At 69.0% G+C, this 19,838-nt stretch carries 19 protein-coding genes; 12 read left to right on the top strand and 7 right to left on the bottom strand.

What is annotated here, in order from left to right:
- Window positions 1–60: 60 nt before the first annotated feature.
- From Q5H91_RS15390 to Q5H91_RS15370, 5 genes are all read right to left on the bottom strand, one after another.
- Window positions 61–780: a TIGR02186 family protein gene (locus tag Q5H91_RS15390; protein ID WP_305174370.1), complete on the bottom strand. Its 720-nt coding sequence runs from the start codon at window positions 778–780 to the stop codon at window positions 61–63.
- Window positions 781–821: 41 nt separating this feature from the next.
- Window positions 822–1,736 carry a sulfite exporter TauE/SafE family protein gene (locus tag Q5H91_RS15385; protein WP_305174337.1) on the bottom strand — a complete coding sequence of 305 codons (915 nt, stop codon included), beginning with the start codon at window positions 1,734–1,736 and terminating at the stop codon, window positions 822–824.
- Between the two features lie 184 nt (window positions 1,737–1,920).
- A complete protein-coding gene (locus Q5H91_RS15380) occupies window positions 1,921–2,883 on the bottom strand; it encodes a hypothetical protein (protein ID WP_305174336.1) in 963 nt (320 codons plus the stop codon).
- Window positions 2,880–4,223, bottom strand: coding sequence for a glycosyl transferase family protein (locus Q5H91_RS15375; RefSeq protein ID WP_305174335.1), 1,344 nt, complete (start codon window positions 4,221–4,223; stop codon window positions 2,880–2,882). The genes Q5H91_RS15380 and Q5H91_RS15375 overlap by 4 nt, the downstream gene beginning before the upstream one ends.
- Window positions 4,224–4,484: 261 nt before the next feature.
- Window positions 4,485–4,970, bottom strand: coding sequence for an outer membrane protein assembly factor BamE (locus tag Q5H91_RS15370; protein ID WP_305174334.1), 486 nt, complete (start codon window positions 4,968–4,970; stop codon window positions 4,485–4,487).
- Window positions 4,971–5,112: 142 nt separating this feature from the next.
- Between Q5H91_RS15370 and Q5H91_RS15365 the strand changes: the two genes are divergently transcribed.
- The 6 genes from Q5H91_RS15365 (at window position 5,113) to Q5H91_RS15340 (ending at window position 10,641) form a co-directional block, all read left to right on the top strand.
- Window positions 5,113–5,628: a ubiquinol-cytochrome C chaperone family protein gene (locus Q5H91_RS15365; protein WP_305174333.1), complete on the top strand. Its 516-nt coding sequence runs from the start codon at window positions 5,113–5,115 to the stop codon at window positions 5,626–5,628.
- Window positions 5,625–6,161, top strand: coding sequence for a YceD family protein (locus tag Q5H91_RS15360; protein ID WP_305174332.1), 537 nt, complete (start codon window positions 5,625–5,627; stop codon window positions 6,159–6,161). Before Q5H91_RS15365 ends, Q5H91_RS15360 begins: the two co-directional genes overlap by 4 nt.
- Before the next feature lie 135 nt (window positions 6,162–6,296).
- On the top strand, window positions 6,297–6,800 hold the full coding sequence (locus tag Q5H91_RS15355) for a Ros/MucR family transcriptional regulator (RefSeq protein ID WP_305174331.1): 504 nt from the start codon (window positions 6,297–6,299) through the stop codon (window positions 6,798–6,800).
- Between the two features lie 292 nt (window positions 6,801–7,092).
- Window positions 7,093–8,259, top strand: coding sequence for a PepSY-associated TM helix domain-containing protein (locus Q5H91_RS15350; protein ID WP_305174330.1), 1,167 nt, complete (start codon window positions 7,093–7,095; stop codon window positions 8,257–8,259).
- Window positions 8,256–8,429, top strand: a complete 174-nt coding sequence (locus tag Q5H91_RS15345) for a hypothetical protein (protein WP_305174329.1) — start codon at window positions 8,256–8,258, stop codon at window positions 8,427–8,429. The genes Q5H91_RS15350 and Q5H91_RS15345 overlap by 4 nt, the downstream gene beginning before the upstream one ends.
- A gap of 16 nt (window positions 8,430–8,445) precedes the next feature.
- Window positions 8,446–10,641 carry a TonB-dependent receptor gene (locus tag Q5H91_RS15340; protein WP_305174328.1) on the top strand — a complete coding sequence of 732 codons (2,196 nt, stop codon included), beginning with the start codon at window positions 8,446–8,448 and terminating at the stop codon, window positions 10,639–10,641.
- 202 nt (window positions 10,642–10,843) lie between these two features.
- Here Q5H91_RS15340 and Q5H91_RS15335 read toward each other — a convergent pair whose 3' ends face one another.
- Entirely contained in the window at window positions 10,844–11,413 is a 570-nt protein-coding gene (locus tag Q5H91_RS15335) for an alpha/beta hydrolase (protein ID WP_305174327.1), read from the bottom strand.
- Between the two features lie 189 nt (window positions 11,414–11,602).
- On the opposite strand from Q5H91_RS15335, the gene epsC reads away from it, so the two are divergent.
- The 4 genes from epsC (at window position 11,603) to Q5H91_RS15315 (ending at window position 14,648) form a co-directional block, all read left to right on the top strand.
- Entirely contained in the window at window positions 11,603–12,583 is a 981-nt protein-coding gene (gene epsC, locus Q5H91_RS15330) for a serine O-acetyltransferase EpsC (protein WP_305174326.1), read from the top strand.
- The gene (locus Q5H91_RS15325) at window positions 12,583–13,353 is read left to right on the top strand and encodes a gamma-glutamyl-gamma-aminobutyrate hydrolase family protein (RefSeq protein WP_305174325.1); all 771 of its coding nucleotides are present in this window, start codon (window positions 12,583–12,585) and stop codon (window positions 13,351–13,353) included. Before epsC ends, Q5H91_RS15325 begins: the two co-directional genes overlap by 1 nt.
- A gap of 1 nt (window position 13,354) precedes the next feature.
- Window positions 13,355–13,606, top strand: a complete 252-nt coding sequence (locus Q5H91_RS15320) for a hypothetical protein (protein ID WP_305174324.1) — start codon at window positions 13,355–13,357, stop codon at window positions 13,604–13,606.
- 175 nt (window positions 13,607–13,781) lie between these two features.
- Window positions 13,782–14,648: an SMP-30/gluconolactonase/LRE family protein gene (locus Q5H91_RS15315; RefSeq protein WP_305174323.1), complete on the top strand. Its 867-nt coding sequence runs from the start codon at window positions 13,782–13,784 to the stop codon at window positions 14,646–14,648.
- Between the two features lie 42 nt (window positions 14,649–14,690).
- Here the strand turns inward: Q5H91_RS15315 and Q5H91_RS15310 are convergent, their stop codons facing one another.
- Entirely contained in the window at window positions 14,691–15,410 is a 720-nt protein-coding gene (locus Q5H91_RS15310; RefSeq protein ID WP_305174369.1) for a FadR/GntR family transcriptional regulator, read from the bottom strand.
- A 137-nt stretch (window positions 15,411–15,547) separates the two neighbouring features.
- Between Q5H91_RS15310 and Q5H91_RS15305 the strand changes: the two genes are divergently transcribed.
- Both Q5H91_RS15305 and Q5H91_RS15300 read left to right on the top strand, forming a co-directional pair.
- Entirely contained in the window at window positions 15,548–17,146 is a 1,599-nt protein-coding gene (locus Q5H91_RS15305) for a sodium/sugar symporter (RefSeq protein WP_305174322.1), read from the top strand.
- Window positions 17,147–17,320: 174 nt separating this feature from the next.
- On the top strand, window positions 17,321–19,798 hold the full coding sequence (locus Q5H91_RS15300) for an ATP-binding protein (RefSeq protein WP_305174321.1): 2,478 nt from the start codon (window positions 17,321–17,323) through the stop codon (window positions 19,796–19,798).
- Window positions 19,799–19,838: the final 40 nt, after the last annotated feature.

The following is a 19,838-nucleotide window of genomic DNA, read 5'->3' as shown; positions in this document are numbered from 1 at the left end:
GCGCTGCTTTCTCTTGTTTCGAGAACGGCCTAGCGCGGCATCGGTAAATTAAGCGTGGACTTAGAAACGCCGTGCGACCGCGCCGGCGATCCATCCCAGCCCCACCGACAGGACCACCGCGACCGCGCCGTAGAGCAGTCCCGCCCGTTCCGCGGCCCGCGCGACGAACCGCTCGAAACCCGACTTGCGGATGTCGATGTCGCGCACCGCCGCCGCCAGCACACGGCCGTCGCGGATCAGGAAGGTCTCGGCGGTGAAGCGCCCTACCGGGACGCGCGCCGGGATGGTGACACGGGCGCGGTAGAGGACGCTGTCGGTGATCTCCACCGCACGCGGGTTCTCCAGATAGAGCCCGGCGCGGCTCTTCAGGTCGACGAGCCCGCGTCCGAAGCGCTGCTGCACATCCGGCGCGGCGGTCGAGACGGGCGAGAGCTGCAGGCTGTCGAGGCCCAATTCGTAGATCGCGCGTGCGCGATCGTCGACGATGTCGGCGATCGGCCGCGACGAGGCGATGGCGTAGAAGGAGGGAGCGGAGCGATAGCGGGCGCTGGCGGCGTTGACCCAGATGCCGGCGACCTTTTCCTTCTCGCGCAGCAGGATCGACTGGGTCGGGCCCTTCACGACGACGACGATGTCGGCCGGCTTCTCGCCCACGGGCACGCGGCCGCCGGGATAGAGGATCGCGCCGAACAGCAGCAGGTCGGCGCCCGTGAAGCTGTAGGCGATATCGATTGCCCGCTGCGACACGTCGGGCACCAGCACCGGCTTTGCCTGCCCCATCGCCAGCGGCGCGGCGACGACGAGCAGGGCGGCACGCGCCCTCACGACAGCGTTACCGAGAAGATCTCCTCGGGCCGCCACACGAGCCCCAGCAGGATCCGCACCCCGACTGCCAGCACCATCAGCGCCAGCGCGAGGCGAAGATATTCGGGGCGGATGCGGTTCGCCAGCCGCGCGCCGATCTGCGCGCCGGTGACCGAGCCGACCAGCAGCAGCCCGGCAAGCACGATGTCGACCGCGTGCGTCGTCGTCGCATGGACCATCGTCGCGACGGCGGTGACGAACAGCGTCTGGAACAGGCTGGTCCCGACCACCACGCCGGTCGCCATGCCGATCAGGTAGATCATCGCCGGCACCAGGATGAACCCGCCGCCGATGCCCAGCAGGATGGTCAGCACACCGGTCACGAAGCCCAGCAGCAGCGGCGCCAGCGGCGAGATGTAGAGGCCCGAGGCGTAGAACCGGGTGCGGAACGGCAGCGCCGCGACCAGCGGGTGATGGCGGCGCTTCGCCGCGCGCGGCGCGTGGCCCCGGCGGCTGCGGACGATCGCCGACAGCGCCTCGCGCGCCATCAGCCCGCCGATCGAGCCGAGCATCACGACATAGACGATCGCGATCACCGTATCGATCTGGCCGAGCGCCTGGAGCAGCTTGAAGATCCACGCGCCGGCAAAGGTGCCCAGCACGCCGCCCGCGACCAGCACCCCGCCCATCTTGAAATCGACCCCGCCGCGGCGGACATGCGCGAAGACGCCCGACACGCTGGCACCGGTGACCTGGCTGGCCGAGGAGGCGGCGGCGACAGTGGGGGGGATGCCGTAGACGATCAGCAGCGGCGTGGTCAGGAACCCGCCGCCGACCCCGAACATGCCCGACAACAGGCCGACCCCGCCGCCGAGCAGCACGATCACCAGGGCGTTGACCGACAGGTTCGCGACCGGAAGGTAGAGATCCACGCCCGCTCTCCTAGGACGCTATGGCCTCCGCGCCAATCGCACGAGTACAAAAAGGCGGCCCGGCGGATCGCGCCGCCGGGCCGTGAAGGTGGTGCGCGCGAAGGTGAATGAAAACGCGCCATTTCGGCATAGGCGCGGTGAGTTGAACGGTGCTTGATCGCGTCGTTCAGGGACGGTTTGGCTTCTACAGGTCGGTGCCAAGGGTCAGGGCGGGACCAGAGCCGGGCCGCGCGTCGCCCGCGATCCGCTGTCGCCAATCGAGCGTCAGGCGGATCACGCGACCGTGCATTGGCACACCAAGCGAGGCGGTTGGGCCGATGTCGACGCGGGCAGCGCCGCGCTGCGCACCCGCCCAGCCACCGATGCCGAGGTCGAGCCGCAGGCCGCCGGCAGTGGTGACAGGCCGTGTCACGCGAACCGCGCCGTCCGCGAATCCGTCCAGCCGGCCACGAACGACAGCACCGGCCTGCGCATAGGCTTCCGCTGTCAGTCCGAGCGGCAGCGGGTGCGGGTCGAGGCCGGCTACCACCAGCGCCGCCGGCCCGCCGCGGCCTCCATTCAGGGCGACGCGCTGCTCGACCAGCAGGTGGACCGGGGCGGCGGTCGGTTGCCAGTCGAGCCCGAACGCCGCCTCTCGCGCGCCGCCGTCGAGCGCCGTTGCGAATCGCGCCGATGCCGCGAGCCGGTGCGTGCGGTCGAACGTGTAGCGCAGGCGGATGCCGGCCTGCGAGCCGCCGAGCTGATTGCCGGGCCGCGTCTCGGCCAGCCCGGTGCGGCCGATCGCCCAGAGGCTGGCCGACCAGCGACCCGGCTTGCTGGTCGGCGAGAGGGACGGCAGGCGCAGCGACCGCGGGAGATCAGGCTCTGCCGGCCGAGCGGCGGGCGTCGGAGGCGACGTCGTCGCAGGCGTTGGTATCGCGGACGCGATCGGCACGATCTTGGTCGGTGTCGCGGCTGTCGGCGCATGGGCCACGACAGGTCGGGTCACAGGCGCCTCGGCATAGAAGGCCGTGGCGGCAGCGACCGGCGGTGCGATCGCGCGGATCAGCGCGGGCACCGAGTCGACGCTCGGCCACAGGATCGCGACGCGCACGCCGCTCCAGCCCATGACGATCAGGCCCAGGAAGCGGAGCGGCCGGCCGGTCACGCGGGCGCGTCCGGGAAGACATGCGCGGTCTTCTCCCAGGCGAGCGGCCGGCCGCGCATCATCGCGACATAGCGGCGGATCGCTCGCGCCGCCGCGAGCATCGCGACGAGATTGCCCACCAACAGTCGCGGCACCGACCAGAAGCCCTGCCGCCAGCCATAAGCCTGGGCGGTGAAGATCGCCCGCATCGCTATACGCCACGCCAGCAGCCCGGCGTTGATCGCGAGCAGCGTGCGCAGCAGCGGCGGCAGCGGCGCGACCGGCGTGCCGGTCCACCAGTGGCCGACCGCGCTCGCCAGCCAGGCGGGAACGGCCAGATAGGCGACGAGCAGCAGCAGCATGGCGAGCGGCGTGCGCCGGTCCCGCGCACGCCACCAGTGTTCCATGATGGCGAGCGGGCGTCCCCAGCCGGTCCGGTCCCAACCGGCAAGCGCGATGCCGGTGATCCAGCGTGCCTTCTGCTTCACGGCCGCCGCCAGCGTGTCGGGGAAATAGGCGCGCACCGCGACGATCTCGCCATCGGCGTCGAGCAGCCGCGCGAAGATCGCACCATGCCCGAGCGCGGCGATGCGCAGCCCGAGTTCATAGTCCTCGACCAGGCTGTCGGGGTCGAACGGGTCGCCGCCATTGCCCGCTGCCAGCCCCGCCAGCGTCTCGACGGCGATCGCGCAGCCGGTGCCCGCCAGCGGCATGCCTGCGCCCAGCGCGGTGCGGACGGCGAGGTGATTGGCATGCGCCTGCGCGAAATCGTCGGCATAGTGCGCACCCACGATCGAGCCGGGTGCGATCAGCGGCAGCACCGGCAATTGCACGACGCCATGCCGCTCGATCAGCGAGTCGAAGACGCGCAGCTCGTCGGGATGGACCACGTCCTCGGCATCGTGGAGGATCACGGCCTTCGCGGGCCGGTCGAGCGACATCAGGTCGCGCCACAGGCTGTTCAGGCAGTCGGCCTTGGTCGTCGGGCCGGGGCGGGGGCCGATGACCAGCCGGACGCGGCGGTCGCGATCGGCCACGGTGCGGGCCGCCGCGATCGTCGCCGCGTCATTCGGATAGAGCCCGACATGGATGGCGAAATCGGGATGGTCGTAGCGGGCGAGGGCGGTCGCGAGCATCGCGGCGATCACCGGCTCCTCGTCCCAGGCGGGCACGAACACGAACAGTCGGCCTGGGCGGCCGGGTACGGGCAGTCCGGCCACCGTCGCCGCGGGCCGGCGGCATCGCCAGATCCGCCGCAGCCAGTAGAGCAGGTCCACCGCCAGATCGTCGATGCCGCCGACCAGCAGGCCGACTGCCGCAAACAGCATCGCCTCCCGGACGAGCAGGTCGATCGTGTCCATGCGCTCCCCCCGAGCCCCTATCCCACCGGAATGGAGGAACCGGGCATGGGCATCAACGCGGTGTTTTCAGGACTTTTCTGCGTGCCGAACCAAAGCGGGACTGGTGCGTTTGGCGCGGTGATCCCTCCCCCTTTCCGGGATCGGTGCCGGTTCCAAGCACGGCCCGGCCGCGCCGCTGCGTAGCAGGCGGCGCGGCCAAACGTGTTCGTGGATGGCGGTGCCGGCCCCGCCCCACACGCGCGAGCGCGTTAGATAGCGCCGTTACGGTGTGTCGCGATTGCCGCCGGTGCTGCCGCCCATGCCGCCCGCGGCCCCGACCGTGCCGATATTGCCGAACAGATCCTCGAAGAAGCCGCGCTGGCGGCCTAGGGTCGGCGTCTTCTTGCCATAGGGCGAGATCGCCGCGACCTGCGCCATGCCGCCGCGACGGATCGCGGTGACGGTGCCGGCCTTGTCGAAGCTGATCTGGATGGTCGTCTGGTCGCGGACCTTGGGCGTCTGGAACCCGTAATTGCGGCTGTCGCGCGAGACGTAATACCAGTCGCCCGCGCCGAACTGGCTGGCAATGGTCGGCTGGCCCAGCACCTGCTGCACAGATTGGCGGTTGTCGACGCCCGGTTGCACCGAATTCACCAGATCGGCGTCGATGACATAACCCTGGTGCGACCGGAGCGGCGTGCAGCCGGTGGCGAGGAGGCCGGCCACGAGGCTCGCCGTGACGGCGACGCGGACAGGGAGGGAGGACATTGGGGGCAACTCCGCGCGGGCGACGAGACGGCGACAGCGTCGAACAGGGCGAGCCGGCCCGCGATTGCATCGGCCGCCGATCGCCTCGATATGCGAGGAGCCGGCCGCGCACAAGCCGCCGGTCAGGATCGGGAAGACGGGTGTGGGCTGGCTGCAATCGCTATGGGGCAAGAAGCGGGACGAGGCGTGGCTGCCGCTGTACAATGCGGTGGTGCTGCGCGCGCGGGCCGAATACTGGTATCTGGCAGGCGCGGTGCCCGACACGGTCGACGGCAGGTTCGACATGATCGCCGCGGTTCTGTCGATGGTCCTGCTGCGGCTGGAGGGCGAGGCGGACGGCGCCGCGCCCGCCGCGCATCTGACCGAACATTTCGTCGACGACATGGACGCGCAGCTGCGCCAGATCGGCATCGGCGACATCACCGTCGGCAAGCATGTCGGCAAGATGATGGCGGCGCTCGGCGGGAGGCTGGGCGCCTATCGCGACGCCTTCGCCGGGCCGGGCGAGCCGTTGGAGACCGCATTGGCGCGCAATCTCTATCGCGGCCAGCCGCCTGCCGACACGGCGGTGGCGCATGTGGCCGACGCTCTGCGCGCGCTACGTGCCGGCTTGGCCGACACCCCCCTCGACGCGCTGCGCCAGGGGATGCTGCCATGACGCCCGAGTGGAGCCGGCCCGAGCGCCTCGACGCGATCGGCGAGGGCGAGCGGACTGTTGCGATCGAGGCCGATGCGGATGAGCGCACGGCGCTGGCGCGGCGGTTCGGCGTGATCGCGATCGACCGGCTGTCAGCGCGCCTGACGGTGCGGGCCGAGGCGGGCGGCGTGCTGGTGACGGGCCAGGTGACCGGAGAGGTCGTACAGGCCTGCTCGGTGACCGACGAGCGGCTGACCACTGCGGTCGACGAGCCCGTGGCGCTGCGCTTCGTTCCGCCCGCGGAAGGGACGGACGAGGTCGAACTGTCGGCTGACGCGCTCGACACGATCGAGATCGAGGGGAGCGCGATCGATCTGGGCGAAGCCGCGGCGGAAACGCTGGCCCTCGCCATCGATCCTTTCCCCCGTGGCCCCAATGCGGCGACGGTGTTGCGCCAGGCTGGCGTGGTCAGCGAAGATGAAGCACGGCCATTCAATGCGTTTTCCAGCTTGAAGGACAAGCTTGCCGGCAAGAGTGGACCGCCTGAAAGCTGATACTGTTCTGCGGCCGGTCGGTGATTGTCGACGATTATCGACAGATTGTAACATATTTCAGCTTGATCTTCGGTCGCAACGATGTTGACGGCACAAATGCGGACGCTAGGTAAGACTGCGTATTTGGAGACGTAAATGGCCGACGATATCAACGACGCGAATGCCGTCGAACTCGCAACCGAACTGACGATTGCTTGGTTGGGCAATCCCAACACTCGTACGTCGGCCGAAGAGGTGCCCGCATTCCTGGGCAAGATGCACGAAACCGTTGCGGCTTTGCTGGGTGCGGGTACGCAGGCGCCGGTGGCCGAGGCTCCGGCCAGCGACTTCACCCCGGCGGTCAGCGTGCGCAAGTCGCTGGCGTCGAAGGATCACATCATCTCGCTGATCGACGGCAAGCCGTACAAGACGCTGCGCCGCCACCTGGCGACCAACGGCCTCACCCCCGCAGAATATCGCGAGCGCTACGGCCTGAAGTCCGACTATCCGATGGTGTCCGAGAATTACTCGGAGAGCCGCCGCGCGATGGCCAAGAAGATCGGTCTGGGCCGCAAGCCCGGTACCAAGGTCGCGCGTTCCGACGAGGGCGCCGCCGCTGCCCCGCGTCGCCGCAAGGCCGAGCCCGCGCGCGCGGAGTAATCAGGATCGGCCGGGTGACCGGCTGTGATGATGATCGAGGCGCCGGTGGCGATCGGGGGTGTGTCCCTGCGATCGTCGCCGGCGCTTTTCCTTGTGCGGGATGTTCGGAAATTTCTCGTTCTGCTTGCGGACCGGCCGAGCGGTCGCGCTGAAGCGCATATCGGGAGATCTCAGGTGTCTCGCGCTCTCAGCAAGGTCGCGGACCTGTAGGTGACCCGCCCGACGATCCTCGGCCACCCATAGCTCGCAGATAACGATTGCGAGTGAATTTCATTAACGTTAGCAGGCGTGTGTGACGCGCGCGACGATCCGGTGCTGGTATCTGATTCATAAGTGGACGAGCCTCGTCTGCACCGCGTTCCTGTTGATGCTGTGCCTGACCGGCTTGCCGCTGATCTTCCATGACGAGATCGACGCGGCACTCAAGGCCGGTCCTGCCGTGCAGGGACCGGGATCGTCGGGCGACGGACCGGGGCTGGTGTCACTCGACACGATGCTCGCGACGGCGCTGGAAAAGCGGCCGGGCGAGGTGCCGCTGTTCATGGCGTTCGACAATGACGGGCCGCTGACCACGATCACCACCGGACCCCGGCCCGACGCGCCGGCCGCAGCGATGACGATGCAGATCTTCGACCGCACGACCGGCCGCGCCGTGGGCATGGAGGACGAGAGCGGGGTGATGCCGTTCCTGCTCCAGCTGCATACCGACATGTTTCTGGGACTGAAGGGTGAGCTGTTCCTGGCGGCGATGGGCCTGTGCTTCGTCGTCGCGCTGGTGTCGGGGACGGTTCTCTACGCGCCGTTCATGCGCAAGCTGGACTTCGGCACGCTGCGCACCACGCGCAGCCAGCGACTGAAGTGGCTGGACTATCACAATCTGCTCGGCATCGTCGCGCTCGCCTGGATGTCGGTGGTTGGGCTGACAGGCATCGTCAACGCGCTGGTCACGCCGATCACCAAGGCGTGGCAGGCGGGCGAGCTGGCGGCGATGACCGCCGCCTATGCGGAGCGACCCGCGCTGCCGCCCGCGCGCTACGGCTCGCTCGACCGGGCGATGGTGGCGGCGCGGCGGGCGATCCCGGGCATGAACCCGCAGTTCATCGCCTTTCCGGGCGGCAGCTATAGCTCGAAGCATCACTATGCCGTGTTCTTCCAGGGCGCGACGCCGCTGACCGAGCGGTTGCTGACCACCGCGCTGATCGATGCGGAAACCGGGCGGCTGACCGACGCGGCGCCGATGCCGTGGTATTTCAAGGCGCTGTCGCTGTCGCGACCGCTGCATTTCGGCGATTATGGCGGCTTGCCGCTGAAGCTGCTCTGGGCGCTGCTCGACCTGTTCACGATCGTGGTCCTGGGGTCGGGGCTGTACTTGTGGCTCGGCAAGCATCGCACTCCGCTCGACGCGCGGGTGCGCGAGGTGGAGAGCGGCGGCCGGTTGGAACCGGTGGCGGTGCCATGATCGCGGGCTGGCGCCGCTCGACCTGGGCGATCCCGATCCTGCTCGCACTGGCGAGCGTGGTGGGTTTGGTCAGCGCGCTGACCGGCGACGGTTTTCGCGACGGGATAGCGTGGGTTGCGCTCGCTTTGCCCGTGGCCGCCACGATCGGCGCGATCTGCGCCAGACGATAATTACAGACAAAGGGGAATGACGTTGAGACTGTTCGGCACCGCATCGCTGGCGGCAATCGCCGCGATGACTACCGCCATGCCGGCGATGGCGCAGGACCGCCCGGCCGAGCCGGCGAGCGACGACATCGTCGTGACCGCGCAGGCGCAGAACCAGACGCAGGTGATCCGCGGCGGTCAGTTGGGCATCCTCGGCGACAAGCCCGCGTCCGACGTTCCGTTCAACATCCGCAGCTATGACAGCACGCTGATCCTGAACCAGCAGCCGCAGACGCTGGGCCAGCTGCTGGAGAACGACCCGGCCGTCCGCACCACCTATGGCTTCGGCAATGCCGCCGAGCTGTTCGTGATCCGCGGCTTTCCGCTGTTCAGCGACGATATCGGCATGGACGGCCTCTACGGCATTACCCCGCGCCAGCTGGTCGCACCCGAACTCTACGACCAGGTGCAGGTGCTGAACGGGGCGAGCGCGTTCCTGAACGGCGCGGCGCCCGGCGGCACCGGCATCGGCGGCAGCGTCAACCTGATCCCCAAGCGCGCCGGGGCGAAGCCGCTGACCCGCGCGACCGCAAACTACACCGCCGACGGGCATTTCGGCGGCGCGGTCGACGTCGCGCGGCGCTTCGCCGACGGCGCGGTCGGGGTACGGCTGAATGGGGCTTACCGCGCCGGTGACGTGGCGGTCGACGGCGAGTTCCGGCGCACCGCCGTGGCGGGCGGCGCGATCGACTATGACGGCGGCAACCTGCGGCTGATGCTCGATGGTGCCTATCAGAAGGTGCGCGTCGACCGGCTGCGGCCCAAGGTGACGATCGCCTCCACCGCGATCCCGCGCGTGCCCGACGCCAAGGCCAATTATGCGCAGGACTTCACCTATTCGACCTTACGCGACGTGTTCGGCACGGCGCGGCTGGAATATGATCTTGCCCCGAATGCGCTGTTCTACGCCATGGCGGGCGCGCGCGACGGGTCGGAGGACGGCATCTATGGCGGGATCACCGTCACCGATGCGGCGACCGGCGCCGGCACCGGGAACGCACTTTACGTGCCGCGCACCGACAATAACGAGGCGGTGCAGGCCGGCGTGCGGGTGAAGCTGGCGGCGGGTGGCATCACCCACGAGTTCAACGTCGGCGGCAACCGCAGCTGGCAGGTGAACCGCAACGCCTATGACTTCCGCTACGGCCCGGGCTTTGCGGGGTTCGCGACCAACCTCTATGCGACGCCGCAGGTGGCGCTGCCGTCGTCGACGCTGGTCGGCGGTGATCTGGACGATCCCTTCCCGATCGCGCGCAGCCGGCTGGGCAGCATGTTCGCGTCGGACACGATCGGCATCGCTGGCGACCGGGTGCTGGTGACGGGCGGGCTGCGGCTCCAGACCCTGTCCTATCGCAGCTACTCCTATGCGGACGGCAGCCTGTCGTCGGGCTATTCGAAGGACGCGGTGACGCCTGTCGCCGGGCTGGTGGTGAAGCCGGTCGATGGCGTGTCGCTGTTCGCCAATCGTATCGAGAGCCTGGCACAGGGGCCGGTCGCGCCGACGACCGGCTTCGACCCGACGACGGGCGCGACCCTGCCGGTCATCAACGCGAGTGAGACGCTGAGCCCCTATCGCTCCGTCCAGTACGAGGCGGGTGGCAAGCTGGCGGTCGGGCGGTTCAACGCCAGCATCTCGGTGTTCAGCACCGCGCGGCCGATCGGGCAGGTCTCCGCCGACGCTGCCGCCCCCGGCTTCGTCCGCTTCGGCTTCTTCGGCGAGCAGCGCCACCGCGGCGTCGAGCTGTCGGTCGACGGCGAGCTGACGCGCGGGCTGCGGCTGATCGCCGGCGGCTCGTACATCGACGCGCGGCTGCGCGATACGATCGACCCTGCGACCGAGGGCAATCGCGCACCCGGCGTGCCCGCGTGGCTCGCCAATGCCAATGCCGAGTGGGACCTGCCGTTCCTGCGCGGACTGACGCTGACCGGTCGCGTCGTCTATACCGGGGAGCAGCAGGTGAATGTGGCGAACACGCTGGAGATCCCAGCCTGGACCCGCTTCGACGTCGGTGCGCGCTTCGTCGCCTCGGTCGCCGAGACGCCGGTCACGCTGCGCGTCAATGTCGATAATGTCGGCAACAAGCGTTACTGGGCATCGTCGTTCGACAGCTTCAACCAGGCGCTGCTCCAGGGTTTGCCGCGTACCTACAAGGCGTCAGTGACGGTGGATTTCTAGAGCGGGTCGACATCCAGCATCACAGGCATTGAAAACTTCCCATCGTCATTCCCGCGAAGGCGGGAATCCAGACGCGCGGAGGCTGCTTGTAGAGCCGCGCCGTCGGAGGTTCTGGATTCCCGCCTCCGCGGGAATGACGAAACATGGCCTGCACGCCGACACACCCCCAGCCCCTCCCTATCCAGGGCGGGGTAGAAGGACTTTAGCGCCGTCCTGCTATCGCATGGGCGCGGTCGACGTCGTGGGCCACCACCTGCTCGGTCAGGCGCAGGAACAGCCGCTGCGCCTGCCGCCAGGCGACTGCGCCCGATCCGCGCTGCCGCTCGCGCGCGCCGATCACCAGCCGGCTGCCCCAATCATCGACGGCGGCCTGCACCGGCGTAGCGGCGGCACCGGGCTGGATGACCAGCGAGGGAAAGGGCAGGCGGGTCTGGGGCGAGTCGAACAGTCCGGGTTCCGCTCCCTCGTTGGGCGCGAAGAGGAGCGCGCCGGCGATCCGGTCGACATAGTCGGCGGGTGACAGCCGCGCCCACCACGCGCTCGCCGCGCAGCCCAGACCGTCGGCGACCAGCAGCACCGCCCGGTCCGCCCCGCGTACTGCCGTGTCGAGGCGCGCCGCCCAGCGCGTGCGGTCGCCGGCCGAGCGCACGCTGAGCGGCACCGCCTCTCCGCCTGTCGCGGGCCAGCCGAACATCGTCGCCCAGGCGGGGGGACGGCCGCTGTCCAGCACGGTGACGATCGAGAAGCGGTCGGTCGGGGCCAGTGCGATCATGGGCATCTCCTCGCCGTAACGAACGGTCATCCATACGCTTTTGCTTGGCGGGCCGGACCACCGATCCGCCGGACGGGTCAATTGCCGCGACGAGTGCCAACCGGACTCATCGATCTTGATCCATGAATAGGTTTTCTTGCAATACCTACTAAACTGATGGGATATTGTGGGGCGGCACGGAGACGAAGCATGACGCCGACCCACGACCGCCCGTTGACCCTGATGCGCCCGGTGCCGACCGGATCGGCGATCGCCGACGCCACGGCTGCGCTGAAGACGGCGCGCACCGCATGGCGCGGACGGCAGCAGGCCGGCCGCGACGTCGCCAGCTTTCCCGGCCGCGCCGCGCTGGAGCGGATCGTCGAGACGCTGGCGGCGGCGCTCTATCCGCGCCGGCTCGGTCACTTTCGCGGGCTCGAGAAGGATGAGGATGGGTTCGTCGTCGCCAAGCTGCTCGCCGCCACCACCGAGCTGGAGCGCGAGGTCGCCGCCGAGCTGGGCTATTGGGAGGCGGAGGCGGGCGGCAGCCGCTTCGACCCCAACCAGCCCGGCACCATCGTGCGGCTGTTCGCCGCCGGGCTCGGCAGCGTGCGCCGGCTGATCGACAGCGATGTCGAGGCGGCGTTCCTGGGCGACCCGGCCGCGCGCAGCGTCGACGAGATCCTGGTCTGCTATCCCGGCGCGATCGCCAGCCTGCACCATCGCATCGCTCACCAGCTGCACATGCTGGGCGCGCCGATCACCGCGCGGATCATCTCCGAATTGGCCAATGAGCGCACCGGCATCGACATCCATCCCGGCGCGACCATCGGCGAGCGGTTCTTCATCGACCACGGCACCGGGGTGGTGATCGGCGAGACCGCGATCATCGGCCGCGGCGTGCGCCTGTACCAGCATGTCACGCTGGGCGCGCGCACTCCGCTCGGCGCACGGACGGTGGGGCCGCGCGAGCGCTATGCGCGGCATCCGATCATCGAGGACGACGTGGTCGTCTATGCCGGCGCGACCATCCTCGGCCGGGTGCGGATCGGGCGGGGCACGACGATCGGCGGCAATGTCTGGCTGCTGACCGACGTCCCGCCCGACAGCATCGTCGTCCAGCCCGAGGCGCAGGTCGCCGACGCGGGCGGCGCGGTGACGATCCGCGAAGCGCTGGCGGCGGCGGGCTGATGGCGACGGGTATCAGTCGCCAGCGGCCGGTGATCGGCGTGCTGTGCTGCAACGAGGTGGTCGACCGGCCGGTGCAGGTCGTTGCCAGCCGCTTCGTCGCGCCGCTGTCGACCCTGTCGGACGCCACCGTGCTGCTGGTCCCGGCGCTGGCCGACAGCAGCGACGCGCGCCAGCTGGCGGCGATCCTGGACGGGCTGCTGCTGACCGGATCGCGCTCGCACGTCGCGCCACACCGTTATGGCGGGCCGGATGTCACCGGCCAGTTCGACGAGCAGCGCGACGAGGTGGCGCTGGCATTGGCCGACCGGATGATCGAGGTCGGCAAGCCGGTCTTCGGCATCTGCCGCGGGTTGCAGGAGATCAACGTGCTGTTCGGCGGCACGCTGGCGATGGATCGGGGCGGCACCCATCAGCGCGAGGACGGGCAGGACGGCGGCTATGCCGGGCTGTTCGCGCACCGGCACGAAGTCGAGCTGACCGCTGGTGGCCGGCTGGCCGGTGCAACCGGCGTGCGGCGGCTGTCGGTCAATTCGGTCCACCAGCAGGGTATCGACCGCCTGGGCGGCGGCCTGGTGGTCGAGGCCGTCGCCGCCGGCGACGGGCTGGTCGAGGCGATCTGGGCGCATCCCTGCGGTGCCGACGTGCTGGCGGTGCAGTGGCATCCGGAATGGGATGCCGCGGCCAATGCCGGCAGCCGCGCCTTCTTTGCCATGATCGGGGCGTCGCTGCGCGGTGGCCCGGCGCATCTTCCAACACCGAAGGGACATTGAGATGAAGAAGATCCTCCTCGCCACGCTGGTCGCCGCGGCCGCACTGTCGCTCGGCGCCTGCCAAAAGCCGGTCGTCGAGGAAAATGCGACCACGGCCGAGGCGAGCTTCAACGAGGCCGAGATCCCGGCCGAGGGCAATGCCGGCGGCATCGACGATTTTGCCAACTCTTCCGCCGGCCTCGCCGACCCGACGGTCGGCAACGCCGCCGCACCGCTGGGTAACGCGACGGAGCCAACCGGCAACACCCTCTAACCGCTTTCCGCCACGCGCCAGGAATGCTCCCTAGGCGTAAACTCCGGCCCGGCAGCCTTGCTGTCGGGCCGCTTTTCGTTGCGGAACGTGCGGGTTGCGCTGTCGCGATCGGGACAATTATAGGACATTTGCCGAGCGTAAGGGCATCCCGCACCCGCCGGCCAAAGGAGAGCAGATGGCCAGCAGCAGCGCACGCGTGATCCCCGGCAGCGGCCGGTCGACGCTGGGCGAGGGGCCGCTCTGGTCCGCGCGCGAGGGCGCGGTGTACTGGGTCGATATCCTCGGCAAGCGGCTGCACCGTCTGACGCTGGCGGACGGCGCGGTCACCCGCTGGGACATGCCGCGTCCGATCGGCTGGGCGGTCGAGCGCGAGACCCAGCCGGGCTTCATCGCCGGCTTCGATACCGGCTTTGCCGAACTGACGCTCGATCCGCTGACCATCCGTCCAATCGGCGATCCCGAGCCGGATCTCGCCGACAACCGGATGAACGATGCCAAGGCCGATGCGAAGGGCCGGATCTGGGCGGGCACCATGCCCTTCTCGTGCGAGGGGGACAGCGGCGCCTTCTACCGGCTCGATCCCGATCTCAGCTGGGTCAAGGCTGATGGGCCGTACTGCATCCCCAACGGCCCGGCGATCGCGGCCGACGGGACGTGGATGGTCCATACCGACACTGCGCGCGGCACCATCTACCGCTATGCCATCAACGACGACGGCAGTCTGGCGCCGCGCACCCCGTTCGTCACGTTCGAGGCCGAATGGGGCAGCCCGGATGGCATGACCTTCGACGCCGATGGCGGGCTGTGGGTGGCGCATTGGGGCACCGGCCAGGTCAGTCGCTTCGATCCCGATGGCCGGCGCGAGCGCTGGCTGACCCTGCCCGCATCGCAGATCACCAGCTGCACCTTTGCCGGCGAAGGGCTGGACCGGATGTTCGTGACTTCGGCCGCCGACGGCAAGGACGACGAGGAGCATGCCGGCGCGCTGTTCGAGGTCGATCCGGGCTGCCGCGGCCTGCCGACGCCGCGTTTCGGCGGATAACGGGGAAACGCCCGACGCGATGCGGCGTCGGGTCACCCGATCCTACTGCTCGGCGATCAGGTCCAGCACGTCGCCGATGATCCGTCGCATTGCGACCTGCGCGGCGGCCGGGTCGCGCGCCTCGATCGCCTGAGCGACGGCGGCGTGGTCGGCGATGTTGGCGGTGCGGCCCTTCACCCGGTTGGTGAAGCGGATCGAGGTTTGCAGCGCGGTCGACACCACCGCCTCGAACTGCGCGTAGAAGGGATTGTGCGAGGCGCGCAGCACCGCGATGTGGAAGACGATGTCGGCGCCCAGCGGATCGCCGCGGCCCTGGTCTGCCTCTTCCATGCGGGTCAGGCCATTGCGGATCTTGGCCAGATCCGCTTGGGTGTGGAAGCGGGCGGCGAGCGCGGCCGCCTCCGGCTCGATCGCGATGCGCAGCTGGTTGAACTGGCGCAGCAGCTCGACCGAGAATTTCCGCTCCAGCATCCAGCGCAGCACGTCGGTGTCGAACAGGTTCCAGCTGGCGGTCGGCTGGACCAGCGTGCCCTGACGTGGCCGGGCGCTGACCAGCCCCTTGGCCGTCAGCATCTTCACCGCCTCGCGCGTCACCGACCGGCTGACGCCATATGCCTTGGCGATCTCCGCCTCGGTCGGAAAGGGCCGCTGCTCGTAGCGGCCGGTGACGATCGCGCGCCCCAGCGAGTCGAGCATGCCGTGGGTCAGGTTGCGGCCAAGCGCGTCGCGGTTCGGCTCGATATCGTCGGGATCGGTCACCATCGGCCAAAGCTCGCGCAAACGACCATCTCCATCTCCCCGAAACCGGCCATCCGTTCCGCTGGACAGGCCGTCCTTATAATATAAATATCGTTCAACCCTCGACTGCAAGGGGGCGCGTTGAAGGGGGAGAGCGGGGCGTGACACTGTCGACGATCGATCTGGTGGTGGTGATCGCCTATGCGATCGGTATTTTCGTGCTGGCGCAATGGGTCAGCCGCGAGAAGGCCGGGCACCAGAAGGACAGTTCCGACTATTTCCTGGCGTCCAAATCGCTGCCCTGGTGGGCGATCGGCGCGTCGCTGATCGCGGCCAACATCTCGGCCGAGCAGATCGTCGGCATGGCCGGGTCGGGCTACGCGATCGGCCTCGCCATCTCGTCCTACGAGTGGATGGCGGCGCTGACCCTGCTGATCGTCGGCAAATGGTTCCTGCCGATCTTCCTGAGGAACGGCATCTACACGATGCCGCAATTCCTGGAACAGCGCTACGGTCCCAGCCTGCGCACGCTGATGGCGGTGTTCTGGCTGGGGCTCTACGTCTTCGTCAACCTGACCTCGATCATCTGGCTGGGCTCGATCGCGGTCAACCAGGTGGCGGGCGTCGATCAGGACGTGGCGCTGGTCGGCCTCGGCCTGTTCGCGCTCCTCTATCAGCTGAAGGGCGGGCTGAAGGCGGTGGCGCTGACCGACATCGTCCAGGTCACGCTGCTGGTGTTCGGCGGACTGTGCGTGTCGGCGATCACCCTGTCGCAGATCGGCGGCGACGCCGGCATCCTGGGCGGCTTCACCAAGCTGAGCCAGGCGGCGCCGGGACATTTCGACATGATCCTGTCGCGCGACAATCCCTTCTACAAGGATCTGCCCGGCATCTCGGTGCTGATCGGCGGCATGTGGATCGCGAATCTCAGCTATTGGGGGTTCAACCAGTACATCATCCAGCGTGCGCTGGCCGCCAAGGACCTGCCGGAGGCGCAGAAGGGCATCGTGCTCGCCGCCTTCCTGAAGCTGGTCATGCCGTTCGTCATCGTCCTGCCGGGCATCGCCGCGGTGGTGCTGGCGCCCGACCTCGCCAAGCCGGACCAGGCCTATCCGACGATGCTGCGGCTGCTGCCGCCGGGGCTGCTGGGCCTCGTCTTCGCCGCGCTGATCGCCGCGATCATCGCGTCGACCGCCTCCAAGATCAACTCGATCGCGACCATCTTTACCCTCGACCTCTACGCCAAGCGCAAGGGCGCGCCGAGCCGGGCGGAAGAGGGCGCCGCGCGGGATCCGGCGATGGAGCGCCGGCTGGTCACGGTCGGCCGGATCGCGGCGGGCGTGGCGATCGTGATCGCAATGGTCACCGCCCGGCCGCTGCTCGGCAAGTCGGACCAGGCGTTTCAGTATATCCAGGAATATACCGGCTTCTTCACCCCCGGCATCACCGTGATCTTCCTGCTCGGCCTGTTCTGGAAGCGCGCGACCGAGGCGGGGGCGCTGGTCGCCGCGATCGGATCGTTCGTGCTGTCGATCGCGCTGAAATACGGCCTGCCCGACCTGCCCTTCATCGACCGAATGGGCGTGGTGTTCCTGGCGACGCTGGCCCTCGCGGTGGTGGTGTCGCTCGCCCGCCCGCAGGCCCGCGAGGCCAACCGCGTCGTCACCAGCGACGTCAGCTACGCCACGGCGTCCAGCTTCAACATCGCCGCGATCGGCGTGGTGCTGATCCTGATCGCGCTCTACGCCACCTGGTGGTGAGTGTGGCCCGGGTGCCGCGGTCCGCGATAATCCAGGTTATCGCGGATCGTCTTGCCCCGGACGCCGTTGCTAGAGCCTGACCCGCGTCGCGCCCGCCCTTGGGCGGCGGCATGGGATTTCGATGGGTAAGGGGAACGGGCCGCCGATCCTCGCTTCAGGGGCTCTACCGAAGACATGACGGACAGCGAGCAGGAAACCCCGCGGCAGCGCGAACGGCGGCGGCTCGCGGCGCTCGACCGCTACGCGATCATGGACACGCCGCGCGAGGCGGCGTTCGACGAGGTCGCGCAGCTCGCCGCCGACCTGTGCGGCACCCCGATAGGGGTCGTGAACCTGATCGGCGAGGGGCGCCAGTTCTTCAAGGCCGAGGTCGGGCTGGGCGTGCGCGAGACGCCGCTGGAAACCTCGTTCTGCAATCTGGCGATCCTCGAAGAGGAGTTCATGCTGGTCCCCGACGCGCGGCTGGACCCACGCTTCACCGACAATCCGCTGGTGCACGGCGAGCCGGGGCTCCGCTTCTACGCCGGTGCACCGCTGCGCACCGACGACGGGCTGGCGATCGGCACGCTGTGCGTCCTCGACACGCGGCCGCATGATCTGGGCGACGTGCAGCAGCGTGCGCTAAAGGTGATGGCGCGCCAGCTGATGAACCAGCTGAACCTGCGGCTCGCATCGACCGAGCGGCGCGAGCAGGACGACCGCTATCGCATCCTGTTCGATTCGATGGACGAAGGATTCTGCATCATCGAGTTCATCGACGGACCCGATGGCCCGCTGAGCGACTACGTCCATGTCGAGGCGAATGCCGCCTATGCGCTGAACGCCGGCATTCCCGATGTCGTCGGGCAGAAGGTGCGTACCATGGTGCCGGCGGAGGCGGGCGACTGGGTTGAGCGTTATGGCAGCGTGCTGCGCACCGGCACGCCGATCCGCTTCGAGCGCGAGCTGGAGGCGACCGGCCGCTACCTGTCGCTCTCGGCCTTCCGGGTCGAGCCGGCCAGCCGCAACCAGGTCGCGGTGCTGTTCCAGGACATCACCAGCCGCCGCCGGGCCGAGCTGGAACTCGTCCGCCTGAACGAGACGCTGGAAGCGCGCGTCGCCGAGGCGCTCGCCGAGCGCAAGGTGCTGGCCGATGTGGTCGAGGGCACCGACGCCTATGTCATCATCGCCGACATGACCGGGCGGCTGCTGGCGATCAACGGTGCGGCGGTGTGGGAGCTGGAGCGCAGCTTTGGCATCGCTCCGCAGATCGGCGACAATCTGATCTCGCTGCTCGACGATCAGCCCGCCGCCCAGGCGCGGGTCGCCGCGCTATGGGCACGCGCGCTGTCGGGTGAGGAGTTCGTCGAGATCGCGCCGGTCGACCGTCCCGGCGACGACCGCTATTACGAAATGCGCTTCAACGCCCTGCGCGATGCCGAGGGACGGCAGATCGGCGCGTTCCAGTTCGTCTACGACGTGACCGAGCGGTTGGCGGAACAGGCCCGGCTGCGCGAGGCGGAGGAAGGGCTGCGCCAGGCGCAGAAGATGGAGGCGGTCGGCCAGCTGACCGGCGGGCTGGCGCATGATTTCAACAATCTGCTCGCCGGGATCTCGGGCGCGTTCGAGATGATCGGCACCCGCCTGTCGCAGGGGCGCGGGCGCGACGTGGAGAAATATCTGGCGGCGGGGCAGGGCGCGACCCGGCGCGCCGCGGCGCTGACCCACCGCCTGCTCGCCTTTTCGCGCCGGCAGACGCTCAGCCCCAAGCCGATCGTCGTCAACCGCCTGATGAGCGAGCTGGTCGAGCTGATCCAGCGCACCGTCGGCCCCGACATCCGGGTCGAGACGATCGCCGCGGCCGGGCTGTGGCCGGCGCTGGTCGATGCCAACCAGCTGGAAAACGCGATCCTCAATCTGTGCATCAACGCGCGCGACGCGATGCCGGACGGCGGCCGGATCACGATCGAGACGGCCAACAAGTGGATCGACCACCGCACCGCCGCCGAGCGCGGGCTGGAGGCGGGGCAATATGTCACCGTCTGTGTCAGCGACACTGGTACCGGCATCGACAAGGAAACGCTGGCCCGCGTGTTCGACCCGTTCTTCACGACCAAGCCGCTGGGCGAGGGCACCGGGCTGGGCCTGTCGATGGTCTATGGCTTCGCACGCCAGAGCCACGGCCATGTCCGCATCTACTCCGAGGTGGGGCAGGGAACGATGGTGTGCCTGTACCTGCCGCGCCACTTGGGCGACGCCGAGGAGGTGGACGAGGCGCCGCTCAAGGCGACGCCGCTGCGCGCCGCGACCGGCAAGACGGTGCTGGTGGTCGACGACGAGCCGACGGTGCGGATGCTGGTCGTCGATGCGCTGGCGGAGCTGGGCTATGCCTGTGCCGAGGCGGGCGACGGCGCCGAGGGGCTGCGCATCCTCGAGGCGGCCGAGCATATCGACATGCTCATCACCGATGTCGGCCTGCCCGGCGGGATGAACGGCCGCCAGGTCGCCGAGGCCGCTCGCGCGCTGCGCCCGGAGCTGAAGATCCTGTTCATCACCGGCTATGCCGAGAACGCCGTCCTGAACCACGGCCACATCGCACGCGGCATGGAGGTGCTGACCAAGCCCTTCGCGGTCGACGACCTGACCGCGCGGGTGGACCGGTTGCTGCGATAAAAGCGGAGTGGCGGGCAGCCCCGAGGCCGCCCGCCGATGT

This window comes from Sphingomonas aurea (genome assembly GCF_030678875.1).
GTDB classification, from domain to species: domain Bacteria; phylum Pseudomonadota; class Alphaproteobacteria; order Sphingomonadales; family Sphingomonadaceae; genus Sphingomonas; species Sphingomonas aurea.
Note: the sequence above shows the minus strand (reverse complement) of the source record. Positions and strands in the feature narration are given on the sequence as shown.